The sequence below is a fragment of the Mycobacterium terramassiliense genome (assembly GCF_900157385.1).
Classification (GTDB): domain Bacteria; phylum Actinomycetota; class Actinomycetes; order Mycobacteriales; family Mycobacteriaceae; genus Mycobacterium; species Mycobacterium terramassiliense.
Map to the genome: position 1 here is coordinate 407068 of NZ_LT717699.1, position 22702 is coordinate 429769.

Annotated in this window: 30 protein-coding genes; 22 read left to right on the forward strand and 8 right to left on the reverse strand. The window is 70.9% G+C overall.

What is annotated here, in order from left to right; translation table 11 throughout:
* Positions 1-109: 109 nt before the first annotated feature.
* Positions 110-319 (reverse strand): hypothetical protein, encoded by a 210-nt coding sequence (locus MTAB308_RS30435; protein ID WP_342744140.1) that lies wholly within the window; start codon positions 317-319, stop codon positions 110-112.
* Positions 286-624, reverse strand: a complete 339-nt coding sequence (locus MTAB308_RS06220; RefSeq protein ID WP_342744141.1) for a DUF2249 domain-containing protein — start codon at positions 622-624, stop codon at positions 286-288. Before MTAB308_RS06220 ends, MTAB308_RS30435 begins: the two co-directional genes overlap by 34 nt.
* Positions 625-677: 53 nt before the next feature.
* Between MTAB308_RS06220 and fdxA the strand changes: the two genes are divergently transcribed.
* Genes fdxA through MTAB308_RS06245 form a run of 5 tightly spaced genes read left to right on the forward strand, consistent with a single transcriptional unit; the run spans position 678 to position 3463 of the window.
* Positions 678-1028, forward strand: a complete 351-nt coding sequence (gene fdxA, locus MTAB308_RS06225; RefSeq protein WP_077098628.1) for a ferredoxin — start codon at positions 678-680, stop codon at positions 1026-1028.
* Entirely contained in the window at positions 1025-1702 is a 678-nt protein-coding gene (locus MTAB308_RS06230; protein WP_077098629.1) for a helix-turn-helix transcriptional regulator, read from the forward strand. The genes fdxA and MTAB308_RS06230 overlap by 4 nt, the downstream gene beginning before the upstream one ends.
* Positions 1699-2142, forward strand: a complete 444-nt coding sequence (locus tag MTAB308_RS06235; protein ID WP_077098630.1) for a hypothetical protein — start codon at positions 1699-1701, stop codon at positions 2140-2142. The genes MTAB308_RS06230 and MTAB308_RS06235 overlap by 4 nt, the downstream gene beginning before the upstream one ends.
* A gap of 31 nt (positions 2143-2173) precedes the next feature.
* The gene (locus MTAB308_RS06240; protein ID WP_077098631.1) at positions 2174-2521 is read left to right on the forward strand and encodes a cupin domain-containing protein; all 348 of its coding nucleotides are present in this window, start codon (positions 2174-2176) and stop codon (positions 2519-2521) included.
* Positions 2522-3463: an NAD(P)H-dependent flavin oxidoreductase gene (locus tag MTAB308_RS06245; RefSeq protein ID WP_077098632.1), complete on the forward strand. Its 942-nt coding sequence runs from the start codon at positions 2522-2524 to the stop codon at positions 3461-3463.
* A gap of 104 nt (positions 3464-3567) precedes the next feature.
* On the opposite strand, the gene MTAB308_RS06250 is transcribed toward MTAB308_RS06245, so the two are convergent.
* A complete protein-coding gene (locus tag MTAB308_RS06250) occupies positions 3568-4068 on the reverse strand; it encodes a DUF1990 domain-containing protein (RefSeq protein ID WP_077098633.1) in 501 nt (166 codons plus the stop codon).
* A 58-nt stretch (positions 4069-4126) separates the two neighbouring features.
* Between MTAB308_RS06250 and MTAB308_RS06255 the strand changes: the two genes are divergently transcribed.
* The 13 genes from MTAB308_RS06255 (at position 4127) to MTAB308_RS06315 (ending at position 16032) form a co-directional block, all read left to right on the forward strand.
* Positions 4127-5002, forward strand: a complete 876-nt coding sequence (locus MTAB308_RS06255; RefSeq protein ID WP_077098634.1) for an aldo/keto reductase — start codon at positions 4127-4129, stop codon at positions 5000-5002.
* A 111-nt stretch (positions 5003-5113) separates the two neighbouring features.
* Positions 5114-5737: a PaaI family thioesterase gene (locus tag MTAB308_RS06260; protein ID WP_425436199.1), complete on the forward strand. Its 624-nt coding sequence runs from the start codon at positions 5114-5116 to the stop codon at positions 5735-5737.
* 67 nt (positions 5738-5804) lie between these two features.
* A complete protein-coding gene (thrS, locus tag MTAB308_RS06265) occupies positions 5805-7859 on the forward strand; it encodes a threonine--tRNA ligase (RefSeq protein WP_077098635.1) in 2055 nt (684 codons plus the stop codon).
* A complete protein-coding gene (locus MTAB308_RS06270; protein ID WP_077098636.1) occupies positions 7852-8409 on the forward strand; it encodes an ATP adenylyltransferase in 558 nt (185 codons plus the stop codon). Before thrS ends, MTAB308_RS06270 begins: the two co-directional genes overlap by 8 nt.
* 7 nt (positions 8410-8416) lie before the next feature.
* The gene (pgsA, locus tag MTAB308_RS06275; RefSeq protein ID WP_077098637.1) at positions 8417-9049 is read left to right on the forward strand and encodes a phosphatidylinositol phosphate synthase; all 633 of its coding nucleotides are present in this window, start codon (positions 8417-8419) and stop codon (positions 9047-9049) included.
* Positions 9046-9972, forward strand: coding sequence for a phosphatidylinositol mannoside acyltransferase (locus MTAB308_RS06280; protein WP_077098638.1), 927 nt, complete (start codon positions 9046-9048; stop codon positions 9970-9972). Before pgsA ends, MTAB308_RS06280 begins: the two co-directional genes overlap by 4 nt.
* Entirely contained in the window at positions 9972-11096 is a 1125-nt protein-coding gene (locus MTAB308_RS06285; protein WP_077098639.1) for a glycosyltransferase family 4 protein, read from the forward strand. The genes MTAB308_RS06280 and MTAB308_RS06285 overlap by 1 nt, the downstream gene beginning before the upstream one ends.
* A complete protein-coding gene (locus MTAB308_RS06290) occupies positions 11096-12133 on the forward strand; it encodes an NUDIX hydrolase (RefSeq protein WP_077098640.1) in 1038 nt (345 codons plus the stop codon). The genes MTAB308_RS06285 and MTAB308_RS06290 overlap by 1 nt, the downstream gene beginning before the upstream one ends.
* A 45-nt stretch (positions 12134-12178) precedes the next feature.
* The gene (gene pdxS / locus MTAB308_RS06295; protein WP_077098641.1) at positions 12179-13096 is read left to right on the forward strand and encodes a pyridoxal 5'-phosphate synthase lyase subunit PdxS; all 918 of its coding nucleotides are present in this window, start codon (positions 12179-12181) and stop codon (positions 13094-13096) included.
* Between the two features lie 14 nt (positions 13097-13110).
* On the forward strand, positions 13111-13947 hold the full coding sequence (gene tesB / locus MTAB308_RS06300) for an acyl-CoA thioesterase II (protein ID WP_077098949.1): 837 nt from the start codon (positions 13111-13113) through the stop codon (positions 13945-13947).
* Positions 13944-14540: a pyridoxal 5'-phosphate synthase glutaminase subunit PdxT gene (pdxT, locus tag MTAB308_RS06305; protein WP_077098642.1), complete on the forward strand. Its 597-nt coding sequence runs from the start codon at positions 13944-13946 to the stop codon at positions 14538-14540. Before tesB ends, pdxT begins: the two co-directional genes overlap by 4 nt.
* Before the next feature lie 90 nt (positions 14541-14630).
* A complete protein-coding gene (locus MTAB308_RS06310) occupies positions 14631-15386 on the forward strand; it encodes a YebC/PmpR family DNA-binding transcriptional regulator (RefSeq protein ID WP_077098643.1) in 756 nt (251 codons plus the stop codon).
* Between the two features lie 19 nt (positions 15387-15405).
* Positions 15406-16032 carry a class I SAM-dependent methyltransferase gene (locus MTAB308_RS06315; RefSeq protein WP_077098644.1) on the forward strand — a complete coding sequence of 209 codons (627 nt, stop codon included), beginning with the start codon at positions 15406-15408 and terminating at the stop codon, positions 16030-16032.
* Here MTAB308_RS06315 and MTAB308_RS06320 read toward each other — a convergent pair.
* Genes MTAB308_RS06320 through MTAB308_RS06340 form a run of 5 tightly spaced genes read right to left on the reverse strand, consistent with a single transcriptional unit; the run spans position 16026 to position 19608 of the window.
* On the reverse strand, positions 16026-17567 hold the full coding sequence (locus MTAB308_RS06320) for a polyamine aminopropyltransferase (protein ID WP_077098645.1): 1542 nt from the start codon (positions 17565-17567) through the stop codon (positions 16026-16028). The two genes, MTAB308_RS06315 and MTAB308_RS06320, sit on opposite strands and share 7 nt — an antisense overlap.
* The gene (locus MTAB308_RS06325) at positions 17564-18019 is read right to left on the reverse strand and encodes a DUF350 domain-containing protein (protein WP_077098646.1); all 456 of its coding nucleotides are present in this window, start codon (positions 18017-18019) and stop codon (positions 17564-17566) included. The genes MTAB308_RS06320 and MTAB308_RS06325 overlap by 4 nt, the downstream gene beginning before the upstream one ends.
* Before the next feature lie 32 nt (positions 18020-18051).
* Entirely contained in the window at positions 18052-18483 is a 432-nt protein-coding gene (locus MTAB308_RS06330) for a DUF4247 domain-containing protein (protein ID WP_077098950.1), read from the reverse strand.
* Complete coding sequence (locus MTAB308_RS06335; RefSeq protein WP_077098647.1) at positions 18480-18986, reverse strand: DUF2617 family protein; 507 nt, start codon at positions 18984-18986, stop codon at positions 18480-18482. The genes MTAB308_RS06330 and MTAB308_RS06335 overlap by 4 nt, the downstream gene beginning before the upstream one ends.
* Before the next feature lie 10 nt (positions 18987-18996).
* The gene (locus MTAB308_RS06340; protein ID WP_077098648.1) at positions 18997-19608 is read right to left on the reverse strand and encodes a DUF4178 domain-containing protein; all 612 of its coding nucleotides are present in this window, start codon (positions 19606-19608) and stop codon (positions 18997-18999) included.
* 152 nt (positions 19609-19760) lie between these two features.
* Here MTAB308_RS06340 and ruvC point away from each other — a divergent pair, with 152 nt between their 5' ends.
* The 4 genes from ruvC (at position 19761) to MTAB308_RS06360 (ending at position 22696) form a co-directional block, all read left to right on the forward strand.
* Positions 19761-20327, forward strand: coding sequence for a crossover junction endodeoxyribonuclease RuvC (gene ruvC, locus MTAB308_RS06345; RefSeq protein ID WP_077098649.1), 567 nt, complete (start codon positions 19761-19763; stop codon positions 20325-20327).
* Positions 20324-20917 carry a Holliday junction branch migration protein RuvA gene (ruvA, locus tag MTAB308_RS06350; protein WP_077098650.1) on the forward strand — a complete coding sequence of 198 codons (594 nt, stop codon included), beginning with the start codon at positions 20324-20326 and terminating at the stop codon, positions 20915-20917. Before ruvC ends, ruvA begins: the two co-directional genes overlap by 4 nt.
* Positions 20914-21972 (forward strand): Holliday junction branch migration DNA helicase RuvB, encoded by a 1059-nt coding sequence (ruvB, locus tag MTAB308_RS06355; RefSeq protein WP_077098651.1) that lies wholly within the window; start codon positions 20914-20916, stop codon positions 21970-21972. The genes ruvA and ruvB overlap by 4 nt, the downstream gene beginning before the upstream one ends.
* A 70-nt stretch (positions 21973-22042) precedes the next feature.
* The gene (locus tag MTAB308_RS06360) at positions 22043-22696 is read left to right on the forward strand and encodes a hypothetical protein (RefSeq protein WP_077098951.1); all 654 of its coding nucleotides are present in this window, start codon (positions 22043-22045) and stop codon (positions 22694-22696) included.
* The last annotated feature ends 6 nt before the right edge of the window (positions 22697-22702 follow it).

A 22702-nucleotide genomic window follows, 5' to 3' on the forward strand; every position in this document is an offset into this window, starting at 1 on the left:
CCTTGCGTTTGTCGGGCGTGGTCTGTCACGCACGACGGTACTGAGGCGGGCGCGTCGGCGTCAGAGCCGTTTGTCACAGATCGGACAAGCAGAGGTCCTTCGCGTCGGGTCAGACCGCCCGCGGCACAGAAGTTTTCGCCGCCGGCTCCAAGGCGAGCGCCTCGCCCCGCCGGTGCACGGTGAGGTGGCGCAGCCCGTCGGGTCCGGCGGTGAACCGCCGCCGGGAACGGCGTGGCAACCAGAGCAGGGCTCCGGGGAACAGCTCGACGGCGCCCGTCTCGGTGGTCAGGCGCCCACCACCCTGGCCTCCAGCCGCCACACCGCGCCGGTCGCGTCGGGCTCGGCGCCGGGGACAAAGTCGTTGGTGTCGGCCAGGATTCGGGGCAGCGGGGTAGGAGCGAGCTTGGTGATCCGGATCCGCCAGACCCGCGGCCCTTTGTCCAGGTATTCCCAGCCGTAGCCGCCGGGGTGGTCGGCGTCGAACTCTGCCCGCAGGTGCTTGGGGTCGTGGTTGTTCACCAGCACGAAGGATTCGCCGACCGCCAGCGCGCCGAAGGCCGCAAAGATCGTCGGGTGCTTGTCCGGCTTGCGTAGCTCGCGCACGTCAAGTTCGTTGTCTGCCACTGGTTCTCCGCAATCTCTAGTTTTCACAATTCGATTTGTGTAAACTCTAGCGCATGACATACGTGATCGGAAAGCCCTGCATCGACGTGATGGACCGGGCCTGTGTCGAGGAGTGCCCCGTGGACTGCATCTACGAGGGCGGCCGGTCGCTCTACATCCATCCCGACGAATGCGTGGACTGCGGCGCGTGCGAGCCGGTGTGCCCGGTGGAGGCGATTTACTACGAGGACGACCTCCCCGAGGACCTGAGGCCGTACCTGGCCGATAATGAGGCGTTCTTCACCGAAGTGCTGCCCGGCCGGGACGAGCCGCTCGGGTCGCCGGGTGGGGCGGCCAAGATCGGAGCCCTGGGAGTCGACACACCGCTGGTCGCCGCCCAGCCCAGGGAGATCGAAGGAGCGTGAGCGGGATTACGTCAGTCGGAGAACCCACGGGTCACCGCCGCCGCGAGGTGCTGCGGTTATTGCGGTCGTCGCCCGCCCCGATGAGCATCCTCGCCATCGCCGAGCAACTCGGCGTGCATCCCAACACCGTGCGTTTCCACCTCGACAGCCTGGTCGCCGACGGACGGGTGGAGCAGGTCGCGCACGGACGCAAGGGACCCGGGCGGCCGCCGCTGATGTTCGCCGCGGTCCGCCAGATGGACCGCGGCGGGACGCGCCACTACCGGCTCCTGGCCCAGATCCTGACCGAGGCGCTGGCCGCCGACCGCGATCCGCGCGCCAGGGCGGTGGCCGCCGGCCGGGCGTGGGGTCGCAACCTGGAATCGGCCCCGGCGCCGGCGGCCCGGGCCATTGGCGCCGAGGAAGCCATCGACCACCTCGTCGGGGTGCTCGACGAGCTGGGATTCGCCCCCGAGCGCCGGACGTCGGATGGGCAGCAACTGGTCGGCTTGCGGCACTGCCCGTTTTTGGAACTGGCCGAGACCCGCGGCGCGGTCGTGTGCCCCATCCACCTCGGACTGATGCAGGGCGCGCTGGAGACGATGGCGGCGCCGGTGTCCGTCGATCGGCTCGACGCGTTCGTCGAACCGGACCTGTGCCTGGCGCACCTGGCGCCGGTCGGGGCCGGCCGGTGAGCACCGGATCGGCGATCGTCGTCGCGGTCACCTTCGTCTGGCTCGGCATGGTGCTGGCCATCTCGTTCCTGGAGGCCCCCCTGAAATTCCGCGCGCCCGACGTGACGCTGCAGATCGGACTCGGCATCGGCCGCTTGGTCTTTCGCGCGCTCAACACCGTCGAGGTGGCCTTCGCCCTCGTCATCGTGGCGATCCTGGCGTCGGGCACCGGGGGCACAGCGGGCCCGCCACCCACGCGCGTCGCCGTGCCTTTTGCCGTCGCCGTCGCCGCGCTGGCCGCCCAGTTGATCGCCGTGCGCCCGCGGTTGACCCGCCGCTCCGATCAGGTGCTCGCCGGGTCGGAGGGACCGCGGTCCCACGCCCACTACGTCTACGTCGGCTTGGAGGCGGTCAAGACCGTGGCCTTGCTGGTGGCGGGGATACTGCTACTGACCGTCTGATTGCGGGCTTTGACGACCGAAGGGGCCGATTATGGAATCCATCTCGCTGACCGCGCTCGCCTCCGAAAAGCTGGCCGAGGCGGGGAAGTCGCACAGCGGACGCGCCGCGCACACCATCCACGGCGGGCACACGCACGAGCTTCGCCAGACCGTGCTGGCGCTGCTCGCCGACCATGACCTCTCCGAGCACGACAGCCCCGGCGAGGCGACGCTGCAGGTGCTGCAGGGCCACGTGCGCCTGACGACGGGCGGCGAAGCCTGGGAGGGCAAGGCGGGCGACTACGTCGCGATCCCGGCGGAGCGGCACGCCCTGCACGCGGTCGAGGACTCGGTGGTGATGCTGACCGTGCTGAAGAGCCAGCCCGGGGCGGCCCACTAGATGCTGTCCACGCCCTGGTCGAGCAGCTTCGGGCTGCGGGTGCCGATCCTCAACGCCCCGATGGGCGGGGTCGCCGGCGGCCGGCTGGCCGCGGCGGTCACCGCCGCGGGCGGGCTGGGGATGGTCGGCATGGGCAGCGACGGGAGCCGGGAGTCGCTGCGGGCCCAGCTGCCGCACGTGCGCGGCAGGTTCGGGATCGGCCTGGTGGACTGGGTGATGCGCAACGAGGAGGGGCTGCTCGAGGACGCGCTGGCCGCGGCGCCGGCCCTGTTGTCGGTCAGTTTCGGCACCGACTGGTCGTGGGTGCCCCGTGCGCACGACGCCGGAATTCCCACCGTCACACAGGTTTACGACGCCGTGGGCGCCCGCCGCGCCGTCGATGCGGGCGTCGACGTCCTGGTCGCGCGTGGCGCCGAGGGCGGCGGGCACGGCGAGGTCAAGCTCGGCACGCTGCCGTTGCTCGACGCCGTACTGGACGCCGTCTCGGTGCCGGTCCTCGCCGGCGGCGGCATCGCCTCGCCGCGCAGCCTGGCCGCCGTGCTGGCCGCCGGCGCGAGCGGGGCGTGGGTCGGCACCCGCCTGGCGGCCTGCCCGGAAGCCCTCACCGGTGACGGCAGCCGCCGCGCGCTGATCGCCGCCGAGGCCACCGACACGGCGGTCACCCGCGCCTTCGACGTCGCCAGGGGGCGGCCCTGGCCGGCGCGGCTCCCGGCGCGGGTGCTGGCCAACGACTTCGTCGCGCGCTGGACGGGCCACGAGGACGCGCTCGATGCGCCGGCGTGCGACGAGCTGTCCGCGGCGATCGCCGCCGACGATCGCCGCGTCGCCCCGGTGGATGCGGGGGAGGGCGTCGGCATGATCCGCGACGACGCGTCCGTGGGGGAGGTCATCGAGCAGATGTGCTCGGGCGCAGAGCGGCTGCTGGCCGGCTGGGGACCTTAACGCGCGTCCTGCGCCGAGACTGAAATTACTGCGAACCTCGCCGGCGTGTCTTCGCAGAGGTTTATGTGTCGCGGGCGCCGACCGCTGAACGACGGCGGCGCGGGTCACACCGCCCGCAGGTAGCGCCGGGCGATGACGCGCTGGGCCGCCCTCACCAGCGGCCCACCGGCCTTGCTCCACCAGGCCGCGGGCCGGGAGAACGCCGACACCTCCGCGTACACCGCGGAGGTGGCCGGGTCGTGGCGCACCACGAAGCGCTCCTCGCCGGACTCCGGGTGCCCGGGCAGGGTGCCGTAGGCGAAGCCGCGCATGTCGGGTTCGTCGATGACGTACACCACGCGGCAGGGCGCCGGCAGAAAACCCATCCGCACCACCAACACCGCGTCGACGACGGCGACCTCGGAGCTGGCCTGCACGCGCAACCCGGATCCGCGTTGCATGCCCCAGCGCATGACCGCGTCCGCCGCGTGCTCGAAACGCTCTCGGCCCGTGCCAATTTGGCGTTCGACATGTTGATGGTCGTAGCCGGCGGGCAGCTCGCCCGCCGCGGTCGCGCCCACCTCGGCGTAGGTCAGCGGAAGTTCCTCGAGCGTTTCCAGGTCCACGCGCCCCAGCTTGCCACGCCGGGATGCGTCGTCACGTTCCCGGCGTACGGTCGTAAAGGTGACCACTAAGACTGTTGCCCAAGCATCCGGAACGTTCACCATCGGTGGCGACCTGACCGTCAACCGCCTCGGCTTCGGCGCCATGCGCATCACCGGCAAGGGAGTGTGGGGCCCTCCGGCCGACCGCGCCGAATGCGTGCGGGTCCTGCGGCGGGCCGTCGAACTCGGCGTCAACTTCATCGACACCGCGGACTCCTACGGCCCCTACGTCTCAGAGGAGATCATTCACGAGGCCCTGCATCCCTACGACGGCCTGGTGATCGCGACCAAGGCGGGGCTGCTGCGCACCGGCCCGGACGTCTGGGTCCCGCTGGGCAATCCCAGTTACCTGCGCCAGGAATGCGAGATGAGCCTTCGCCGCCTCGGCGTCGACACCATCGACCTGTTCCAGCTGCACCGCATCGACGGCAACTTCCCGCTGGCCGATCAGGTGGGCGAGCTGCTCACGCTGAAGAACGAGGGCAAGATCCGCCACATCGGGCTGTCCGAGATCGACGTCGACCAGCTCACCGCCGCGCAGCAGATCACCGAGATCGTGTCGGTGCAGAACATGTACAACCTGGCGTCGCGGGCGGCCGAGCCGCTGGTGGACGCCGCGACCCGCCAGGGCATCGGCTTCATCCCGTGGTTCCCGCTGGCCGCCGGGCCGCTGGCCGCCCCCGACGGCCCGCTGCAGCGCATCGCCGCCGAGCACGACGCGACGCCGTCGCAACTGGCGCTGGCCTGGCTGCTCAAGCGCTCACCGGTGATGCTGCCGATCCCGGGCACGTCCAGCGTCGCGCACGTCGAGGAGAACGTCGCCGCGGCCGAGATCACACTGAGCGACGAGGAGTTCGAGACCCTGGCTACCGCGGGGGCTCAGCAGACGGTCTGACCGCTGTTGGCGGGCGACCGCACCGCCGCGAAAGTGCCATTACCGACACGTTCCGCGAGTAAACGCGTTGGTGGTTGCACTCTCGCGAGCTGGGGGCAATACGGTGTCCTGGTGCCCGGCGACCATCACAGACACCCCGGCGGCGGGTTCAACCCGCCCGAGCCGACCACCAAGGGCGGCCCCGACTACGGCCGGTTCATCGAGGCGGTGCGCAGGCTGCAGGACCACGCCCGCGCCGTCGACGCGCCCGACGAGGTGATCACCGAGGCCGCGGACCAGCTGGAGAAGCTCTCGGCGCTACTCAGCCCGTACGACGCCGACGAATGGGAATCGCCGTCCGGGCGCCGGATGGACCTGCCCACGCGCGGCAACATCCTGAGCATCCCGATGAAGGCGAGCAAGGGTGAGGACGGCCGCATCCACGGTTGGGCGCGCTTCGCCCGCTTTCACCTGGGCCGCAACGGCGCGGTGCACGGCGGGGCCCTCGGGATGCTGTTCGACTCCGTGCTCGGCCTGACGTCTTCGGTGATCACCGGGGGCCCCCGCCAGCGCACCGCCTACCTCAAGATCAACTACCGCCACATCGTGCCGATCGAGAAGGAATTGCAGTTCGAGGCCGGCATCGACCGGGTGGACGGGCGCAAGATCTTCGTGTCGGGCCGGCTGAGCGACGGCGACACCCTGCTGACCGAGGCCGACGCGCTGTTCGTGCGGCTCAAGCCTGGCCAGCCCTGAGCCGGCTCGGCACCGATAGCATTGCAACGATCAATCCGCGCACCGAAAAGTCTGGAGAGCGAACCCGATGAGCGCCGCCGCAAAGCCCGATCCCGCAGCCCCGATCCGGGTGCCCGCCGGGACCACGGCGGCCGCCGCGGTCGGTGAGGCGGGGCTGCCGCGGCGCGGTGCGCCCGACGCGATCGTGGTGGTGCGCGACGCCGACGGCAAGCTGCGCGACCTGAGCTGGGCGCCGGACGCCGACGCGGAGGTCATCCCGGTCGCGGCCAACACCGACGAGGGCCGCAGCGTCATCCGGCACTCGGCCGCGCACGTGTTGGCCCAGGCCGTCCAAGACCTGTTCCCGCACGCCAAATTGGGCATCGGGCCGCCCATCACGGACGGCTTCTACTACGACTTCGACGTGGCCGAGCCGTTCACGCCGGAGGATCTGGACAAGCTGGAAAAGCGGATGCGCCAGATCGTCAAGGACGGCCAGCTGTTCGACCGGCGCGTCTACGAGTCCAAGGACGCCGCGCGCGCCGAGCTGGCCGACGAGCCCTACAAGCTCGAACTCGTCGACGACAAGTCCGGTGACGCCGAGATCATGGAGGTCGGCGGCGACGAGCTCACCGCCTACGACAACCTCAATCCCCGCACCCGCGAACGCGTTTGGGGCGACCTGTGCCGCGGACCGCACATCCCCACCACCAAGCACATCCCCGCGTTCAAGCTGACCAGAAGCTCGGCGGCGTATTGGCGCGGCGACCAGAAGAACGCCAGCCTGCAGCGCATCTACGGCACGGCGTGGGAGTCGCAGGAGGCCCTCGATCGCCACCTGGAGCTGATCGAAGAGGCCCAGCGCCGTGACCACCGCAAGCTGGGCGCCGAATTGGACCTGTTCAGCTTCCCCGACGAAATCGGTTCGGGCCTGGCGGTATTCCATCCCAAGGGCGGGATCGTGCGCCGGGAGCTCGAGGACTACTCGCGGCGCAAGCACACCGAGGCCGGGTACGAGTTCGTCAACACCCCGCACATCACCAAGGCCCAGCTGTTCCACACGTCGGGGCACCTGGACTGGTACGCCGACGGCATGTTCCCGCCGATGCACCTCGACGCGGAGTACAACGAGGACGGCTCGCTGCGCAAACCGGGCCAGGACTACTACCTCAAGCCGATGAACTGCCCGATGCACTGCCTGATCTTCCGGGCGCGCGGGCGGTCCTATCGCGAATTGCCGTTGCGGCTCTTCGAGTTCGGAACGGTCTATCGCCTGGAGAAGTCCGGTGTCATCCACGGGCTGACAAGGGTCCGCGGCCTGACGATGGACGACGCCCACATCTTCTGCACCCGCGACCAGATGCGCGACGAGCTGCGTTCGTTGCTGCGCTTCGTGCTCGACCTGCTCGGCGACTACGGCCTCACCGATTTCTACCTGGAACTGTCGACGAAGGACCCGGAGAAGTTCGTCGGCTCCGATGAGGTCTGGGAGGAAGCCACCAACGTGCTGGCCGAGGTGGGCGCCGAGTCGGGGTTGGACTTGGTGCCCGACCCCGGCGGCGCGGCGTTCTACGGCCCGAAGATCTCGGTCCAGGTCAAAGACGCGCTGGGTCGGACCTGGCAGATGTCGACCATCCAGCTGGACTTCAACTTCCCGGAGCGTTTCGAGCTGGAATACACCGCCCCGGACGGGACCCGGCAACGCCCGGTGATGATCCACCGCGCGCTTTTCGGGTCGATCGAGCGGTTCTTCGGCATCCTCACCGAGCACTACGCGGGGGCGTTCCCGGCGTGGCTGGCGCCGGTTCAGGTGGTCGGCATCCCCGTCGCCGACGACCACGTCGAATATCTGGAAAGCGTTGCCGCGCAGCTGAAGTCGCACGGAGTGCGGGTCGAGGTGGACGCCAGCGACGACCGGATGGCCAAGAAGATCGTCCACCACACCAACCAGAAGGTGCCGTTCATGTTGCTGGCCGGCGACCGCGATGTGCAGGCCGGCGCGGTGAGCTTCCGCTTCGGCGACCGCACGCAGATCAACGGCGTGGATCGCGACAGCGCCGTCGACGCCATCGTCAAATGGATCGCCGACCGTGAAAACACCGCTCCCACAGCCGAATCGCTGAAAGTTGTCGGCGGTGAGTGACGAGCAGCGCGACGACACCATCCTCGACCGGGGCGTCGGCGAGCAGGACCACCTGCAACGGTTGTGGACGCCGTACCGGATGAACTATCTGGCCGAGGCGCCGACGAAGCGGGACAACGGCAAACCCGACGAGCCGTTCACCGAGATCCCGCAGCTGTCCGACGAGGACGGCCTGGTGGTCGCCCGCGGCGAACTCGTCTACGCCGTGCTCAACCTCTACCCCTACAACCCCGGGCATCTCATGGTGGTGCCCTACCGGCGGGTCTCCGAGCTGGAGGACCTGACCGACGCGGAGAGCGCGGAGCTGATGTCCTTCATCCAGAAGGCGATTCGCGTCATCAAGAACGTGTCGCGCCCGCACGGCTTCAACGTCGGCGTCAACCTGGGCACCTCGGCGGGCGGCTCGCTGGCCGAACACCTGCACGTACACGTCGTGCCGCGCTGGGGCGGCGACGCCAATTTCATCACCATCGTCGGGGGTGCCAAGGTGATCCCGCAGTTGCTGCGCGAAACCCGCCAGCTGCTGGCCACGGAGTGGGCGAGGCAGTGAGCCGCGCATGAGTAAGGTGCCGTTCCTGTCGCGGGCGGCTTTCGCCCGGCTCACCACCCCGACCGCCCGGGCCTGCCTGCGGGTCGGGTTGACGCCGGACGCCGTCACGATCCTGGGTACCGTCGTCGCGGTGGCGGGGGCGCTGACGCTCTTCCCGATGGGCAAGCTGTTCGCCGGCACGCTGGTGGTCTGGTTCTTCGTGCTCTTCGACATGCTGGACGGCGCGATGGCCCGGGAGCGCGGCGGCGGCACCCGCTTCGGCGCGGTGCTGGACGCCACCTGCGACCGGGTCAGCGACGGCGCGGTGTTCTGCGGCCTGCTGTGGTGGGCCGCGTTCGGCATGCACGACAAACCGCTGGTGGTGGCGACGCTGGTCTGCCTGGTCACCTCGCAGGTGATCTCCTACATCAAGGCCCGGGCCGAGGCCAGCGGGCTGCGCGGCGACGGCGGCATCATCGAACGGCCCGAACGGCTGATCATCGTGCTCGTCGGCGCCGGCGTGTCCGATTTTCCGTTCGTGGCGTGGCCGCCCGCGCTGCCGGTGGCGATGTGGCTGCTGGCCGGGGCCAGCCTGGTCACCTGCGCGCAGCGGTTGCACACCGTGCGCACGTCCCCCGGCGCGACGGAGCCCATGCCATGATCGCGGATCTGGCCCGCCTGACCCGCGGTACGGCGACCGACTGGGCGTTCGCGACCGGCTGGATGGCCGTGCGGGCGATGCCGGAGTTCGCCGCCCGCAACGCCTTTGGCGCCGGGGCGCGCTATGCGGCCCGCAACGGCGGCCCCGCGCAGTTGCGCAAGAACCTGGCCCGCGTCCTCGGGGTGCCGCCGGACCAGGTGCCGGACGAGCTGGTGCGCGCCTCGCTGGCCTCCTACGCCCGGTATTGGCGGGAGGCCTTCCGGTTGCCGACGATGAATCACGGGGTGTTGGCCCGCCGGCTCCACGAATCGTTCCGCGGTTTCGAGAATCTGGACGCCGCGCTGGCCGCCGGCCGCGGGGCCGTCGTGGCCCTGCCGCACAGCGGGAACTGGGACATGGCCGGGGTGTGGGCGGTGCACCGGTACGGCACGTTCACCACCGTCGCGGAGCGCCTGCAACCCGAGTCGCTGTACCGGCGTTTCATCGACTACCGGGAGGGTCTCGGCTTCGAAGTCTTGCCGCTGTCCGGCGGCGACCGGCCCGTCTTCGAGGTGCTCTGCGAGCGGCTCCGAGACGGCGGGCTGGTGTGCCTGATGGCCGACCGCGACCTCACCCGCAGCGGCGTCGAGGTCGAGTTCTTCGGCGAGGCGACCCGGATGCCGGCGGGGCCGGCGAGACTCGCGATCGAGACCGGGGCGGCCCTGCTGTCGGACCATTCCTGGTTCGAGGGCAATGGGGGCTGGGGCTTTTGGATCCAGCCGCCGCTGGACTGCAGCAGCGGTGACGTCGGCGCCATCACCCAGGCGCTGGCCGATCAGTTCGCCACGGGTATCGCCGCCCATCCCGAGGACTGGCACATGATGCAGCCGCAGTGGCTGGCCGACCTGTCCGAGACCAGGCAGGCGAGGTTGAGGGAAGCCTGATGCGGATCGGGATGGTCTGTCCGTACTCGTTCGACGTGCCGGGCGGGGTGCAGTCCCACGTGCTGCAGCTGGCCGAGGTGATGCGCGCCCGCGGGCACGACGTGAGCGTGCTGGCACCGGTTTCGCCGCACGCCTCGCTGCCCGACTACGTCGTCTCCGCGGGCAAGGCCGTCCCGATTCCCTACAACGGGTCGGTGGCCCGGCTGCGGTTCGGGCCGGCCACCCACCGCAAGGTCAAGAAGTGGCTTGGGGAGGGCGGTTTCGACGTCCTGCACCTGCACGAGCCCAACGCGCCGAGCCTGTCGATGCTGGCCCTGAACATCGCCGCGGGCCCGATCGTGGCGACGTTCCACACGTCGACCACCAAATCGCTGACCCTGACCGTCTTCCAGGGCATCCTGCGGCCGATGCACGAGAAGATCGTCGGGCGCATCGCGGTGTCCGATCTGGCCCGGCGCTGGCAGATGGAGGCGCTGGGCACCGACGCGGTGGAGATCCCCAACGGGGTCGACGTCAACTCCTTCGCCTCGGCCCCGCGGCTGGACGGCTATCCGCGACCGGGCAAGACGGTGCTCTTCCTGGGGCGCTACGGCGAGCCCCGCAAGGGCATGGCGGTGCTGCTCGACGCGCTGCCCCGGGTGGTCGAGCGCTACCCGGATGCCCAGTTACTGATCGTCGGTCGCGGCGACGAGGACGAATTGCGCGCTCAGGCAGGCGAAATGACGCGCTACCTCCGTTTTCTTGGCCAGGTGGACGACGCGGGCAAGGCGTCGGCGCTGCGCAGCGCCGACGCCTACTGCGCGCCCAACACCGGCGGAGAGAGCTTCGGCATCGTCCTGGTCGAGGCGATGGCAGCGGGTACCCCCGTCGTCGCCAGCGACCTGGACGCCTTCCGGCGGGTCTTGCACGACGGTGAATGCGGGCGGCTGGTGCCGGTCGATGACGGCGCCGCGCTGGCCGACGCCCTGATCGAGGTGCTGGCCGACGACGCGCTGCGCGAGCGCTACACGGCGGCCGCCTCCGCGGCGGTGCGCCGCTACGACTGGTCGGTGGTGGCCAGCCAGATCATGCGCGTGTACGAGACGGTCGCCGGTTCGGGCGCCAAGGTGCAGGTGGCGAGCTGATGAGTTGGGCGATCCTCGCCATGACGGCGCTCGGCGTCGTGTTCGTCGTCCTGGGCGCGTGGGCGTACCGGACCGCGAACCGGCTGGACCGGCTCAACGTCCGCTACGACCTGTCGTGGCAGGCGCTCGACGGCGCGCTGGCGCGCCGCGCGGTGGTGGCGCGCGCCGTCGCGATCGACGCCTACGGCCGCTCGCCCGAAGGCCGCCGGCTGGCGGCGCTGGCCGACGCCGCGGAAGGGGCTGCCCGGCCCGCCCGCGAGCGCGCGGAGAACGAGCTGTCGGAGGCGCTGGCGATGGTCGATCCGGCGGCGCTGCCGGCGGGCCTGATCGCCGAGCTGGCCGACGCCGAGGCCCGCGTGGTGCTGGCCCGCCGTTTTCACAACGACGCCGTCCGGGACACCCTGGCGCTGGCCGAACGACCCCTGGTGCGCGCCTTCAGGCTCGGCGGCACCGCCGCCCTGCCAAGCTATTTCGAGATCGCCGAGCGCCCGCACGCGCTGGCGCACGGCGGGGCGGGCGTGCCCAGTCACCGCACCTCGGCGCGGGTGGTGCTGCTCGACGAGACCGGCGCCGTGCTGCTGCTGTGCGGGTCCGACCCGGCGAACCCGGCGTTTGGTGACGGTGCCGCGCCCCGGTGGTGGTTCACCGTGGGCGGCGAGGTGGGTACCGGCGAACGGCTGGCCGAGGCCGCCGCGCGGGAACTGGCCGAAGAGACCGGCCTGCGGGTCTCGCCGGCCGACATGATCGGGCCGATCTGGCGGCGCGACGAGGTCTTCGAGTTCAACGGCTCGCTGATCGACAGCGAGGAGTTCTACCTGGTCCACCGCACCGGCCGGTTCGAGCCGTCGCTGGCGGGACGGACCGAGCTGGAACGCAACTACATCCACGGCGCCCGGTGGTGTGACGCAAATGACATCGCCGCCCTGACCGCGGCGGGCGAGCAGGTGTACCCGCTGCAACTGGGCGAATTGCTGCCCGCGGCCAACCGGTTGGCGGACGGCGCCCCGAACCCCGGCCTGCTCGAGTCGATCCGCTGATCAGGAGAAAACTCGCTAGTCGCTGACCATTAGAGTGGAAGCGCAATGGACGAACAGAACAAGCCAGTGGAGTCGAACCGGGCGGTGACGGGCACGGCGCGCGTCAAGCGCGGTATGGCCGAAATGCTCAAGGGCGGCGTCATCATGGACGTCGTCACCCCCGAGCAGGCCCGGATCGCCGAGGGCGCCGGCGCCGTCGCGGTGATGGCGCTGGAACGGGTGCCGGCCGACATCCGCGCGCACGGCGGGGTGTCGCGGATGAGCGACCCCGACATCATCGAGGGCATCATCGCCGCGGTGACCATCCCGGTGATGGCCAAGGCGCGGATCGGGCATTTCGTCGAGGCGCAGATCCTGCAGAGCCTCGGGGTGGACTACGTCGACGAATCCGAGGTGCTCACCCCGGCCGACTACACCCACCACATCGACAAGTGGAAATTCACCGTGCCGTTCGTCTGCGGCGCGACCAACCTCGGCGAGGCGCTGCGGCGCATCAACGAGGGCGCGGCCATGATCCGCTCCAAGGGCGAGGCCGGCACCGGTGACGTCTCCAACGCCACCACGCACATGCGCGCCATCAGCGGTGAGATCCGCCGGCTGACGTCGCTGTCCGAGGACGAATTGTTCGTGGCGGCAAAGGAATTGCAGGCCCCCTACGAGCTCGTCGTCGAGGTGGCCCGGGCGGGCAAGCTGCCGGTCACGCTGTTCACCGCGGGCGGCATCGCCACACCCGCCGACGCGGCGATGATGATGCAGCTCGGCGCCGAGGGCGTGTTCGTGGGTTCGGGCATCTTCAAGTCCGGTGCGCCCGAGCACCGCGCCGCCGCGATCGTCAAGGCCACCACCTTCTACGACGACCCCGACGTGCTGGCCAAGGTGTCGCGCGGGCTGGGCGAGCCGATGGTGGGCATCAACGTGGAGCAGATCGCGCAGCCCCATCGCCTCGCCGAACGCGGCTGGTGAGCCGGCGGCTTTCGGTGGCGATCGAAGAGATCCTCGATCTCGAGCAGCTCGAGGTCAACATCTACCGCGGTCGGGTGTTCAGCCCGGAGTCGGGATATTTCCAGCGCACGTTCGGCGGCCACGTGGCGGGGCAGTCGCTCGTCTCGGCGGTGCGCACGGTGGACCCGCGCTACCAGGTCCACTCGCTGCACGGGTACTTCCTGCGGCCCGGCGACGCCAACGAGCCCACCGTCTTCATCGTCGAGCGGACCCGCGACGGCGGCTCGTTCGCCACCAGGCGGGTCAACGCCATCCAGCATGGGGAGATCATCTTCAGCATGGGGGCGTCCTTCCAGACCGACCAGGAAGGCATCCACCACCAGGACCCGATGCCGGCCGCGCCGCCCCCCGACGGCCTGCCGGGCCTCGACTCGATCAAGGTGTTCGACGACGCCGGGTTCAAGCAGTTCGAGGAGTGGGACGTGTGCATCGTGCCCCGCGACCGGCTGCAGCTCTCGCCGGGCAAGGCCTCCCAGCAGCAGGTGTGGTTTCGCCACCGCGACCCGCTGCCGGACGACCCGGTGCTGCACATCTGCGCGCTGGCCTACATGAGCGACCTCACGCTGCTGGGCTCGGCGCAGGTCACCCACCTCGACGTGCGGGAGCACCTGCAGGTGGCGTCGCTGGACCACGCGATGTGGTTCATGCGCGCGTTCCGCGCCGACGAGTGGCTGCTGTACGACCAGTCGTCACCGTCGGCCAGCGGCGGCCGCTCGCTGTGCCAGGGCAAGATCTTCACCCAGACCGGCGAGATGGTCGCGGCGGTCATGCAGGAGGGACTGACCCGCTATCGGCGCGGGTTCCGGCCGTGAGCGCGCCGCGGATCGGCGTGCTGGCGCTGCAGGGCGACACCCGCGAACACCTGGCGGCGCTGCGCGAGGCCGGAGCCGAGTCCATGCCGGTTCGCCGCCGCGACGAGCTCGACGCGGTGGACGGGCTGGTCATCCCCGGCGGCGAATCCACCACCATGAGCCACCTGTTGCTCGACCTGGAGCTGCTCGAGCCGCTGCGCCGCCGCCTGGCCGAGGGCCTGCCGGCCTACGGGGCCTGCGCGGGAATGATCCTGCTGGCCAGCGAGATCCTCGACGCCGGCGCCCGGGGGCGGCAGGCGCTGCCGCTGCGCGCGATCGATATGACGGTGCGGCGCAACGCCTTTGGGCGCCAAGTGGACTCGTTCGAGGGCGACATCGACTTCGCGGACCTCGACGGGCCGGTGCGCGCGGTGTTCATCCGCGCGCCCTGGGTGGAGCGAACGGGTGAGGGCGTGCGGGTGCTGGCCCGGGCGGCCGGCCACGTCGTCGCGGTGCGCCAGGGCCCGATGCTGGCGACGGCGTTTCACCCCGAGATGACCGGCGACCGGCGCATCCACCACATGTTCGTCGACATCGTCAACGGCGTCGCCTGACGCGTGACGCTCGGCGATGTCGGGCGCCCACGTAGACTCGTCTGGCGAGTTATCGAGCAACAGCGTGCAAAAGAAGAGGTAGAAACACCGATGAGCGGCCATTCCAAGTGGGCCACCACCAAGCACCAGAAGGCCGTCAAGGACGCCCGCCGCGGCAAGGAGTTCGCCCGGCTGATCAAAAACATCGAGGTCGCCGCCCGCACCGGCGGCGGTGACCCGGCCGGCAACCCGACGCTCTACGACGCGATCCAGAAGGCCAAGAAGACCTCGGTGCCCAACGACAACATCGAGCGCGCCCGCAAGCGGGGGGCGGGCGAGGAGGCCGGCGGCGCGGACTGGCAAACCATCACCTACGAGGGCTACGCGCCCAACGGTGTGGCGGTGCTGATCGAGTGCCTGACCGACAACCGCAACCGCGCCGCCAGCGAGGTGCGGGTGGCGATGACGCGCAACGGCGGCACCATGGCCGACCCCGGTTCGGTGGCTTACCTGTTCTCCCGCAAGGGCGTGGTCACCCTGGAGAAGAACGGCCTGACGGAGGACGACGTGCTGACCGCGGTGCTCGACGCGGGCGCCGAGGACGTCAACGACCTGGGCGACACCTTCGAGGTCATCTCCGAGCCGACCGATCTGGTCGCGGTGCGCACCGCGCTGCAGGACGCCGGCATCGACTACGAGTCGGCCGAGGCCAGTTTTCAGCCGTCGGTCAGCGTTCCCGTCGACCTCGACGGCGCCCGCAAGGTGTTCAAGCTCGTCGACGCGCTGGAGGACAGCGACGACGTGCAGAACGTCTACACCAACGTCGACGTATCGGACGAGGTGCTGGCCGCCCTCGACGAGGAGTGAACCGCCGGCACGCATACCGATGACCGAGCCAACCGTCGTCAACCATCACGCCGACCACGAGGGCTTCAGCGGCCCGATCGGCCTGGTGGCCGCCGTCGGCATGCTCCTCACGGGTCGCGGCAACGCGCGCTTTGCCGCCGAGTTGGCCTCCGTGTCGGCCACCGACCGCCTCGTCGATATCGGTTGTGGCCCAGGCAATGCGGCGCGGGCCGCCGCCGACCGGGGTGCGCGGGTCGTCGGTGTGGACCCGTCTCCGCTGATGTTGCGCCTGGCCCGCCGTGCGACGCGCGATCACCCGAACGTGAGCTGGTCGCAGGGCACCGCCGAAGCCCTGCCCGTCCCCGACGGTTGGGCGACCGTGGTGTGGTCGCTCAAGACGGTGCACCACTGGAAGGACGTCACGGCCGGGCTGGCCGAGTTGCGGCGCGCGCTGGCGCCGGCGGGGCGCTTGCTGGTGCTGGAGCGACGCGTCCGGCCCGCGGCCACGGGACTTGCGAGCCACGGGTGGACCGAACAGCAGGCCGAATCCTTCGCGTCGCGGTGCCGCGCCGCCGGATTCGGCGACGTGCGCCGCGACGAGCACCGGCGCGGCCGAGGGTCGGTGTGGGCGGTGCAAGCGGTCCGACCGGAGCACGCCGCTCAGTAATACCCGCGCCGCATGTCGTCGACGACGCGCGGATTGTCCAGCGTCGACGGCTCGAGGGTGCGGGGCCCGATGTCACCGGAGAACACGGTGGCGGCCGCGAGCACCTGCTGGTTGAGGAAACGCAGCGGGGGTGCGCCGGGCGGCATCGTGGGGATGGGCGCGGTGTCCGCGCGCTGCGCCAGCGCGAACCCCCAGTCGCCGAACGTCGGCACGTGCACGTGATACGGCGTGACCGCGTAGCCGGCCGCCCGGACCGTCGAGATCGTGCGCCAGAAGGCGGTCGGCGTGGAGAAGGGGCTGCCCGCCTGCACGACCATCAGCCCGCCCGGGGCGAGCGCGTGGGCGGCGAGCGCGTAGAACTCCGTCGAATACAGCCTGCCCAGGGTGGGTGTGTCGGGGTCGGGGAGGTCGACGATGACCGCATCGAACCGGTCCGGGGCGCCCCGCAGCCACGTCATCGCGTCGCCGATCACGATCTTGACGCGCGGGTCGTCCAGCGCACCGCCGTTGGCGTCGCGCATCGTGGTGCGCGCCAAGTCGATCACGGCGGGGTCGAGCTCGACCTGAACGATCTTGGCGACGCCGGGCTGGCGCAGCAGCTCGCGGGCCGCCAGGCCGTCACCGCCGCCGAGCACGAGCACCGAGCGCGCGCCTTTGACCTCCCCGCCGAGCGCCGGGTAGACCAGGCTCTCGGTGTAGCGGTACTCGTCGCGGGTGGAGAACTGCAGGCCCCCGTCCAGGTACAGGCGCATGTCGTTGCCGCGCCGGGTCACCACGATCTCCTGGTAGGGCGTGTGCCGGTAGGCGACGATCGGGTCGGCGTAAAGCCTTTGCCTGCTGGTGGTTTCGATGTCGGCCGAACGCACCAGCAGCGTGGCGAGCACCGCGAGCGCGGCGGTGAGCGCGCACAGCGCCGTCGCCAGCTGCCGCGGCGAGACGACGCGCCGCAGCAAGAAGAGCGACACGACGGCCGCCGCGGCCAGGTTGACGATGCCCGTGGCCGCCGCGCCGCGGATCATGCCCAGATGCGGCAGCAGCAGAAACGGCCAGACCAGCCCGCCCAGCAACGCGCCCAGGTAGTCGGCGGCGTTGAGGTTCGCCAGCGTGCGGCCCGCGTCGGAGGGTCCGGCCGTCCGGCCGCGTTGCAGCAGGGTCATCAGCAACGGCACCTCGGCGCCGACCAGCCCCCCGATCAGCGCCGTGCCCGCCGCCAGCACCCACGTCGAGCCGACCGAGCCGTCCAGGAACGCGAACACCACGTACAGCGCGGCCGCCGACAGCCCGCCGACGATGCCGAGGGCCGCCTCGACGGCGATGAAGGCGATCGCCGCGTGCGCCAGCAGCGGTTTGGCCAGCAGCGCGCCGGCGCCCAGCGCGGCGATGTAGCCCGCGACGATCAGCGAGGTGGCGACGATCCCGCCGCCGTTGAGGCTGGCCGACAGGGTCAGCAGGGCGAGCTCGTAGATGATGCCGCAGGCCGCGCACGCCGCCACCGCGGCCAGCAGCAACGCGCGCCACCGCCCGGGCGGGCTCATGACACCGCCGCGGCGGTCACCCCTCCCACGGCGAGCAGTATCAGCGCCACCGCGAACGACCCCGGATGCAGCTCCGGCTCGTCGACGTGCTCATGGAAACTGCCCGGGATCAGCAGGTGCATCGCCAGCATCGCTATGCCCAGCAGGATCACGCCCATCAACCCGTACACCGCCACGCCCAGCAGTCCCTGACCGAGCTGGCTGTAGCTGTTGGTGATGGCGCTGATGATGACGGTGGTGAGCGAGATGTACATGGATCCGGCGACGACGACGGCGTTGGGGCGCCGATCGATGAACACCAGCTGGCGCAGCTTGCCCGGGGTCAGCCAGTCGACCATGTAGAACCCGATGAGCAGCACGGCCATGCCGACCGCGAAGTACAGGATCGTCGCGAGGGCGCCCTTCAGCACGGGATTGACGTCGACGGTTCCGATCTCGACGGCGAGGTACATGGTTGTCTCCTTTGCTTGCAATCGCTAGGCCATCACTTGGTCCCGCCGGGCCCGCCGGGGGAGCCGCCGGCGCCGCCGGACGGGGATCCGGGGAAGAAGCCGGGGCCAAGGAAGATGAATGAGCCGTGGCTGTACCCGGCGCTCAGGGGCTCGACGCGGATGCTGCACGGGTAGTTGCCGTCGGGGCCCACGATCACGATGTTGTTGCTATAGCGCAGGTATTCGCTGTTGCCGTTGGCGGCGCGGGCCTCGGGTGCCTGATAGTCGGCGAGCGTGTCGGCGACCTGCTCGGGTGTTCCGGTGCAGACGTAGCGCGTTCCGTTCACGTCACGCGAGTACTCGTGATAGTGGCCCGCGATATAGGACCCGATGTCCTTCTGCTGCAGGATGATTCCGAAAACCAGCGACACCACCGCGGCGACCGCGAGCGCGCCGGAAATCACAAACAGGCGAGTGCGGCTCACGGGCGCCACCGGCTCGCCGTGTGCACCACGACGCCGCCGGATCCCGGTCGCGGGTACAGGTGCCAGGTCTGCCACCGCCAGCCGGCGCCGTCGGGTTCGGCGGCCAGCGCGGTCAGGGCGGCGTCGTCGCCGGGAAACGTGCCCCCGAGCCAGCCCGGCCGCCGCGCGCAACGCTCGCGAAGGTCACCTGCCAGTCGGCGAAAGCTCGCCTCGTCGTGCGTCTCGGTGCGCGACTGCAGGCGGTAGCCGGGGGCCGTGGACCGCGGCGGCAACTCGCCCCCGACGCTGCGTGCGGTGCACGAAACCTGCTCGGAGAAGCCGCCTTTGGAGTGTTCGACCGCGACGACGTGCGAGGCGCCGAGGACGCCGAGCACCAGCGCGCTCCCGTCGGGGTGGCGCAGCGTGCAGGTGGCCAGCGGCACCGGCGCGGGCGCGTTGAGCGCCAGCCCCAGCCGCTCGCCGGACACGTCCGCGGGAGTCACGGCGAGCTGATGAAGGGGCACGGACCTGGTCCTAGGGGGCCGTGGGCGGCGGCGCGGGGTAGACGGTCAGCTCACCGGGCACGACGTGCTTGCCGGTCGAGATCTCCCAGGGCATGTCCGGGGCCCACCGCTCGAAGGAGAGCAGGGCGGTCTCGCCGGCGTTGGCGCAGTCGAGGAACTCCATCTCGCCGCCGGCCGGCAGGCCGGTGGTGCCCTCGGTGGTGTAAGACGCTCGCCCGCGCTCGGTTTCGTGGAACGCCACGCCGTCGATGACGTACTGGTCGCCGGGCTGCAGCGTGAGGTCCTTGCGGGTCACCCACATGGCCAGCTCCAGGCGGCCGTCGTCTTCCTCGACGCTCAGCCAGATCGGCTGGTCGCCGCCCTCCAGGAGGTGCTCCCACCACACGAACGGGCCCTCGCGGAACGTCACCGAGCCGCGGACCACGAGGTCGACGCCGCCGTAGCTGACGATGGCTCCCGGCCCGAGTTGGCGGGGCCCGAACTGCGGCATCGCGTTGAAGGACAGCGGGTCCTGGCGCCCGCCCGGTGGGGCCGGTTTCTTGGGTCGCCGCACCGCGACGACCAGCACCACAATCGATGCAATGAACAGCACTGCCGCGAGGACGAGCAGGAGTGTTCCCACACAAACCTTCCTTGCCACGGTGCTAGCCACAGTGCCGGAGCGAACGTGGGCTTTAAGTTAACAGCATTCGTCCGGCCGCAGGCGTGTCTACCGGATCACGTCGGCCCGGCCCGCTAGGCTCTCGAACAGCTGTTCGTACGAAGGAGCCGGCCATGCGCGTGATGGGCGTCGATCCCGGGCTGACCCGATGCGGCCTGTCGGTCGTGGAGACCGGGCGCGGGCGCAGCGTCGTCGCGCTCGACGTCGACGTGGTGCGCACCCCGTCGGACGCGCCGCTGGCCAAGCGGTTGCTGGCGATCAGCGATGCCGTCGAGCATTGGCTGGCCACCCATCAGCCCGACGTGGTGGCCATCGAGCGGGTGTTCTCCCAGGTGAACGTGACGACCGTGATGGGCACCGCGCAGGCCGGCGGCGTGGTCGCGCTGGCGGCGGCCAGGCGCGGCATCGACGTGCACTTCCACACCCCCACCGAGGTCAAGGCCGCGGTCACCGGCAACGGCGCCGCCGATAAGGCGCAGGTCACCGCCATGGTCACCAGAATCCTTGAGCTGCAAGCCAAGCCGACGCCGGCCGACGCCGCCGACGCGCTGGCGTTGGCGATCTGCCACTGCTGGCGGGCGCCGATGCTCGCCCGGATGGCCGCCGCCGAAGCCCTGGCCGCGCAGCAGCGGCACGCCTACCGCGCCAAGGTGCAGGCCAAGCTGAGGGCCGCCCGATGATCGCCTCGGTGCGCGGCGAGGTGCTCGACGTGGCGCTCGATCATGTGGTGATCGAGGCCGCCGGCGTCGGCTATCGGGTCAACGCGACGCCGTCCACGCTGGCGACGCTGCGGCAGGGCAGCCAGGCGCGGCTGATCACCGCGATGGTGGTCCGCGAAGATTCCATGACGTTGTACGGCTTCACCGACTCCGACACCCGCGACCTGTTCCTGACGCTGCTGTCGGTGTCGGGCGTCGGGCCGCGGCTGGCGATGGCGACGCTGGCCGTGCACGACGCCGCGGCGCTGCGGCAGGCGCTGCACGACGGCGACGTCGCCGCGCTGACCCGGGTGCCCGGCATCGGGAAACGCGGCGCCGAGCGGATGGTGCTGGAGCTGCGCGACAAAGTGGTGGCGGCCGGCGGCCCGGGGGCCGCCCCGGCCCTCAACGGCAACGCGGTGCGGGGTCCGGTGGTGGAGGCGCTGGTCGGCCTCGGCTTCGCCGTCAAGCAGGCCGAGGAGGCGACCGACAAGGTGCTGTCCGCGGATCACGACGCCTCGACGTCCGGCGCCCTGCGGGCCGCCCTGTCGTTGCTGGGTCAGTCGCGATGACGGACGACTACCAGGACGACTACGCCGACCGCGACGTCTCCGCGGCACTGACCGTGGGCGAGGGCGACATCGACGTCAGCCTGCGGCCGCGCTCGTTGGCGGAGTTCATCGGCCAGCCGCGGGTGCGCGAACAGCTGCAGCTCGTCATCGAGGGGGCCAAAAACCGCGGCGGCACACCCGATCACATCCTGCTGTCCGGCCCGCCGGGGCTGGGCAAGACCTCGCTGGCGATGATCATCGCGGCCGAGCTCGGCACGTCGTTGCGGGTCACGTCCGGGCCGGCGCTGGAGCGCGCGGGCGACCTGGCCGCGATGCTGTCCAACCTGGTCGAGCACGACGTGTTGTTCATCGACGAGATCCACCGCATCGCGCGGCCCGCCGAGGAGATGCTCTACCTGGCGATGGAGGACTTCCGGGTCGACGTCGTCGTCGGCAAAGGGCCCGGGGCGACGTCGATCCCGCTGGAGGTGGCGCCCTTCACCCTGGTCGGCGCGACCACCCGGTCCGGCGCGCTGACCGGCCCGCTGCGCGACCGGTTCGGGTTCACCGCGCACATGGACTTCTACGAACCCGCCGAGCTGGAGCGGGTGCTGGTCCGGTCGGCCGGGATTCTCGGCATCGAGCTGGGCGCCGACGCCGGCGCCGAGATCGCGCGGCGTTCGCGGGGCACCCCGCGGATCGCCAACCGGCTGCTCCGCCGGGTCCGCGACTTCGCCGAGGTGCGCGCCGACGGCGTGATCACCCGCGACGTCGCGAAGTCCGCGCTGGCGGTCTACGACGTCGACGAGCTGGGACTGGACCGGCTGGACCGGGCGGTGCTGTCTGCGCTGACCCGCGGCTTCGGCGGCGGCCCGGTGGGTGTCTCCACGCTGGCGGTCGCGGTGGGTGAGGAGGCCGCGACCGTCGAGGAGGTGTGCGAGCCGTTCCTGGTGCGGGCGGGCATGATCGCGCGCACCCCGCGCGGCCGGGTGGCCACCGCGCAGGCCTGGACGCACCTCGGCCTGACCCCGCCGGCCGGGGCCGTGGGGCTGGGCCAACCGGGCCTGTTCGACTAGCGCCGGTTACGCCACCGCCGGCGCGGGTACCCGGGTCAACATCAGTTACCGCTTGTCGGAGGAGATTCTGATGAGGCACACCGGCCCCGACTATGAACGCCCATCCGCGCCTTACATGCCACGCACCCGCGGCGCCGTGACCGGGCTACTCCTGATCCTCTTGGGTGCTTGGGGCGCGCTGGCACCGTTCATCGGACCCCTGATCAGGTGGACCTATTCCCTCGACCCCGCGTGGACGTGGACGGCCGCGAAAGGCTGGCTCGAGGTGTTCCCCGGCGTCGTCGCCGCGGTGGGCGGCCTGGTGCTGCTCGTCTCCGGAAACCGCGCCACCGCCATGCTCGGCGGCTGGCTGGCGGCGTTCGCCGGCGCCTGGTTCGTGGTCGGCCGGGCTTTCGCGCCGATCCTGCGAATCGGGGACGTCGGCCAGCCCGCGGCCGCGTCGGACCTGAAGAGGGCCCTGCTCGAGGTCACCTACTTCACCGGCCTGGGCGCGCTGATCGTGTTCCTGGCCGGGGCGGCGCTGGCCCGCGTGGCGGTCCGGCACGCCCGCGACGTCGTGGTGGCCGAACCGGCGCCCGTCGCGACCGCGCCGGCGGCCGAACCGGTCGTGGACGACGAATCGGCTCGCGACGTGCCCGCCGACGGGCGCGGTCGGGGCGGCCTGTTCCACCGGCGCGCCGGGGGCGGCCTCTTCGGACGACGCCACCACCACGCCGGCGTGTAACTCCTC

Bases quoted from the DNA above. Each gene is read 5' to 3' on its own strand.
- MTAB308_RS06245 (WP_077098632.1), top strand. From the start codon at position 2,522: ATGCTGTCCACGCCCTGGTCGAGCAGCTTCGGGCTGCGGGTGCCGATC.
- thrS (WP_077098635.1), top strand. From the start codon at position 5,805: ATGAGCGCCGCCGCAAAGCCCGATCCCGCAGCCCCGATCCGGGTGCCC.
- MTAB308_RS06285 (WP_077098639.1), top strand. From the start codon at position 9,972: ATGCGGATCGGGATGGTCTGTCCGTACTCGTTCGACGTGCCGGGCGGG.
- MTAB308_RS06240 (WP_077098631.1), top strand. From the start codon at position 2,174: ATGGAATCCATCTCGCTGACCGCGCTCGCCTCCGAAAAGCTGGCCGAG.
- pgsA (WP_077098637.1), top strand. From the start codon at position 8,417: ATGAGTAAGGTGCCGTTCCTGTCGCGGGCGGCTTTCGCCCGGCTCACC.
- MTAB308_RS06315 (WP_077098644.1), top strand. From the start codon at position 15,406: ATGACCGAGCCAACCGTCGTCAACCATCACGCCGACCACGAGGGCTTC.
- MTAB308_RS06310 (WP_077098643.1), top strand. From the start codon at position 14,631: ATGAGCGGCCATTCCAAGTGGGCCACCACCAAGCACCAGAAGGCCGTC.
- fdxA (WP_077098628.1), top strand. From the start codon at position 678: ATGACATACGTGATCGGAAAGCCCTGCATCGACGTGATGGACCGGGCC.
- MTAB308_RS06360 (WP_077098951.1), top strand. From the start codon at position 22,043: ATGAGGCACACCGGCCCCGACTATGAACGCCCATCCGCGCCTTACATG.
- pdxS (WP_077098641.1), top strand. From the start codon at position 12,179: ATGGACGAACAGAACAAGCCAGTGGAGTCGAACCGGGCGGTGACGGGC.
- ruvC (WP_077098649.1), top strand. From the start codon at position 19,761: ATGCGCGTGATGGGCGTCGATCCCGGGCTGACCCGATGCGGCCTGTCG.
- ruvA (WP_077098650.1), top strand. From the start codon at position 20,324: ATGATCGCCTCGGTGCGCGGCGAGGTGCTCGACGTGGCGCTCGATCAT.
- MTAB308_RS06320 (WP_077098645.1), bottom strand. From the start codon at position 17,567: ATGAGCCCGCCCGGGCGGTGGCGCGCGTTGCTGCTGGCCGCGGTGGCG.
- MTAB308_RS06280 (WP_077098638.1), top strand. From the start codon at position 9,046: ATGATCGCGGATCTGGCCCGCCTGACCCGCGGTACGGCGACCGACTGG.
- ruvB (WP_077098651.1), top strand. From the start codon at position 20,914: ATGACGGACGACTACCAGGACGACTACGCCGACCGCGACGTCTCCGCG.
- MTAB308_RS06325 (WP_077098646.1), bottom strand. From the start codon at position 18,019: ATGTACCTCGCCGTCGAGATCGGAACCGTCGACGTCAATCCCGTGCTG.
- MTAB308_RS06290 (WP_077098640.1), top strand. From the start codon at position 11,096: ATGAGTTGGGCGATCCTCGCCATGACGGCGCTCGGCGTCGTGTTCGTC.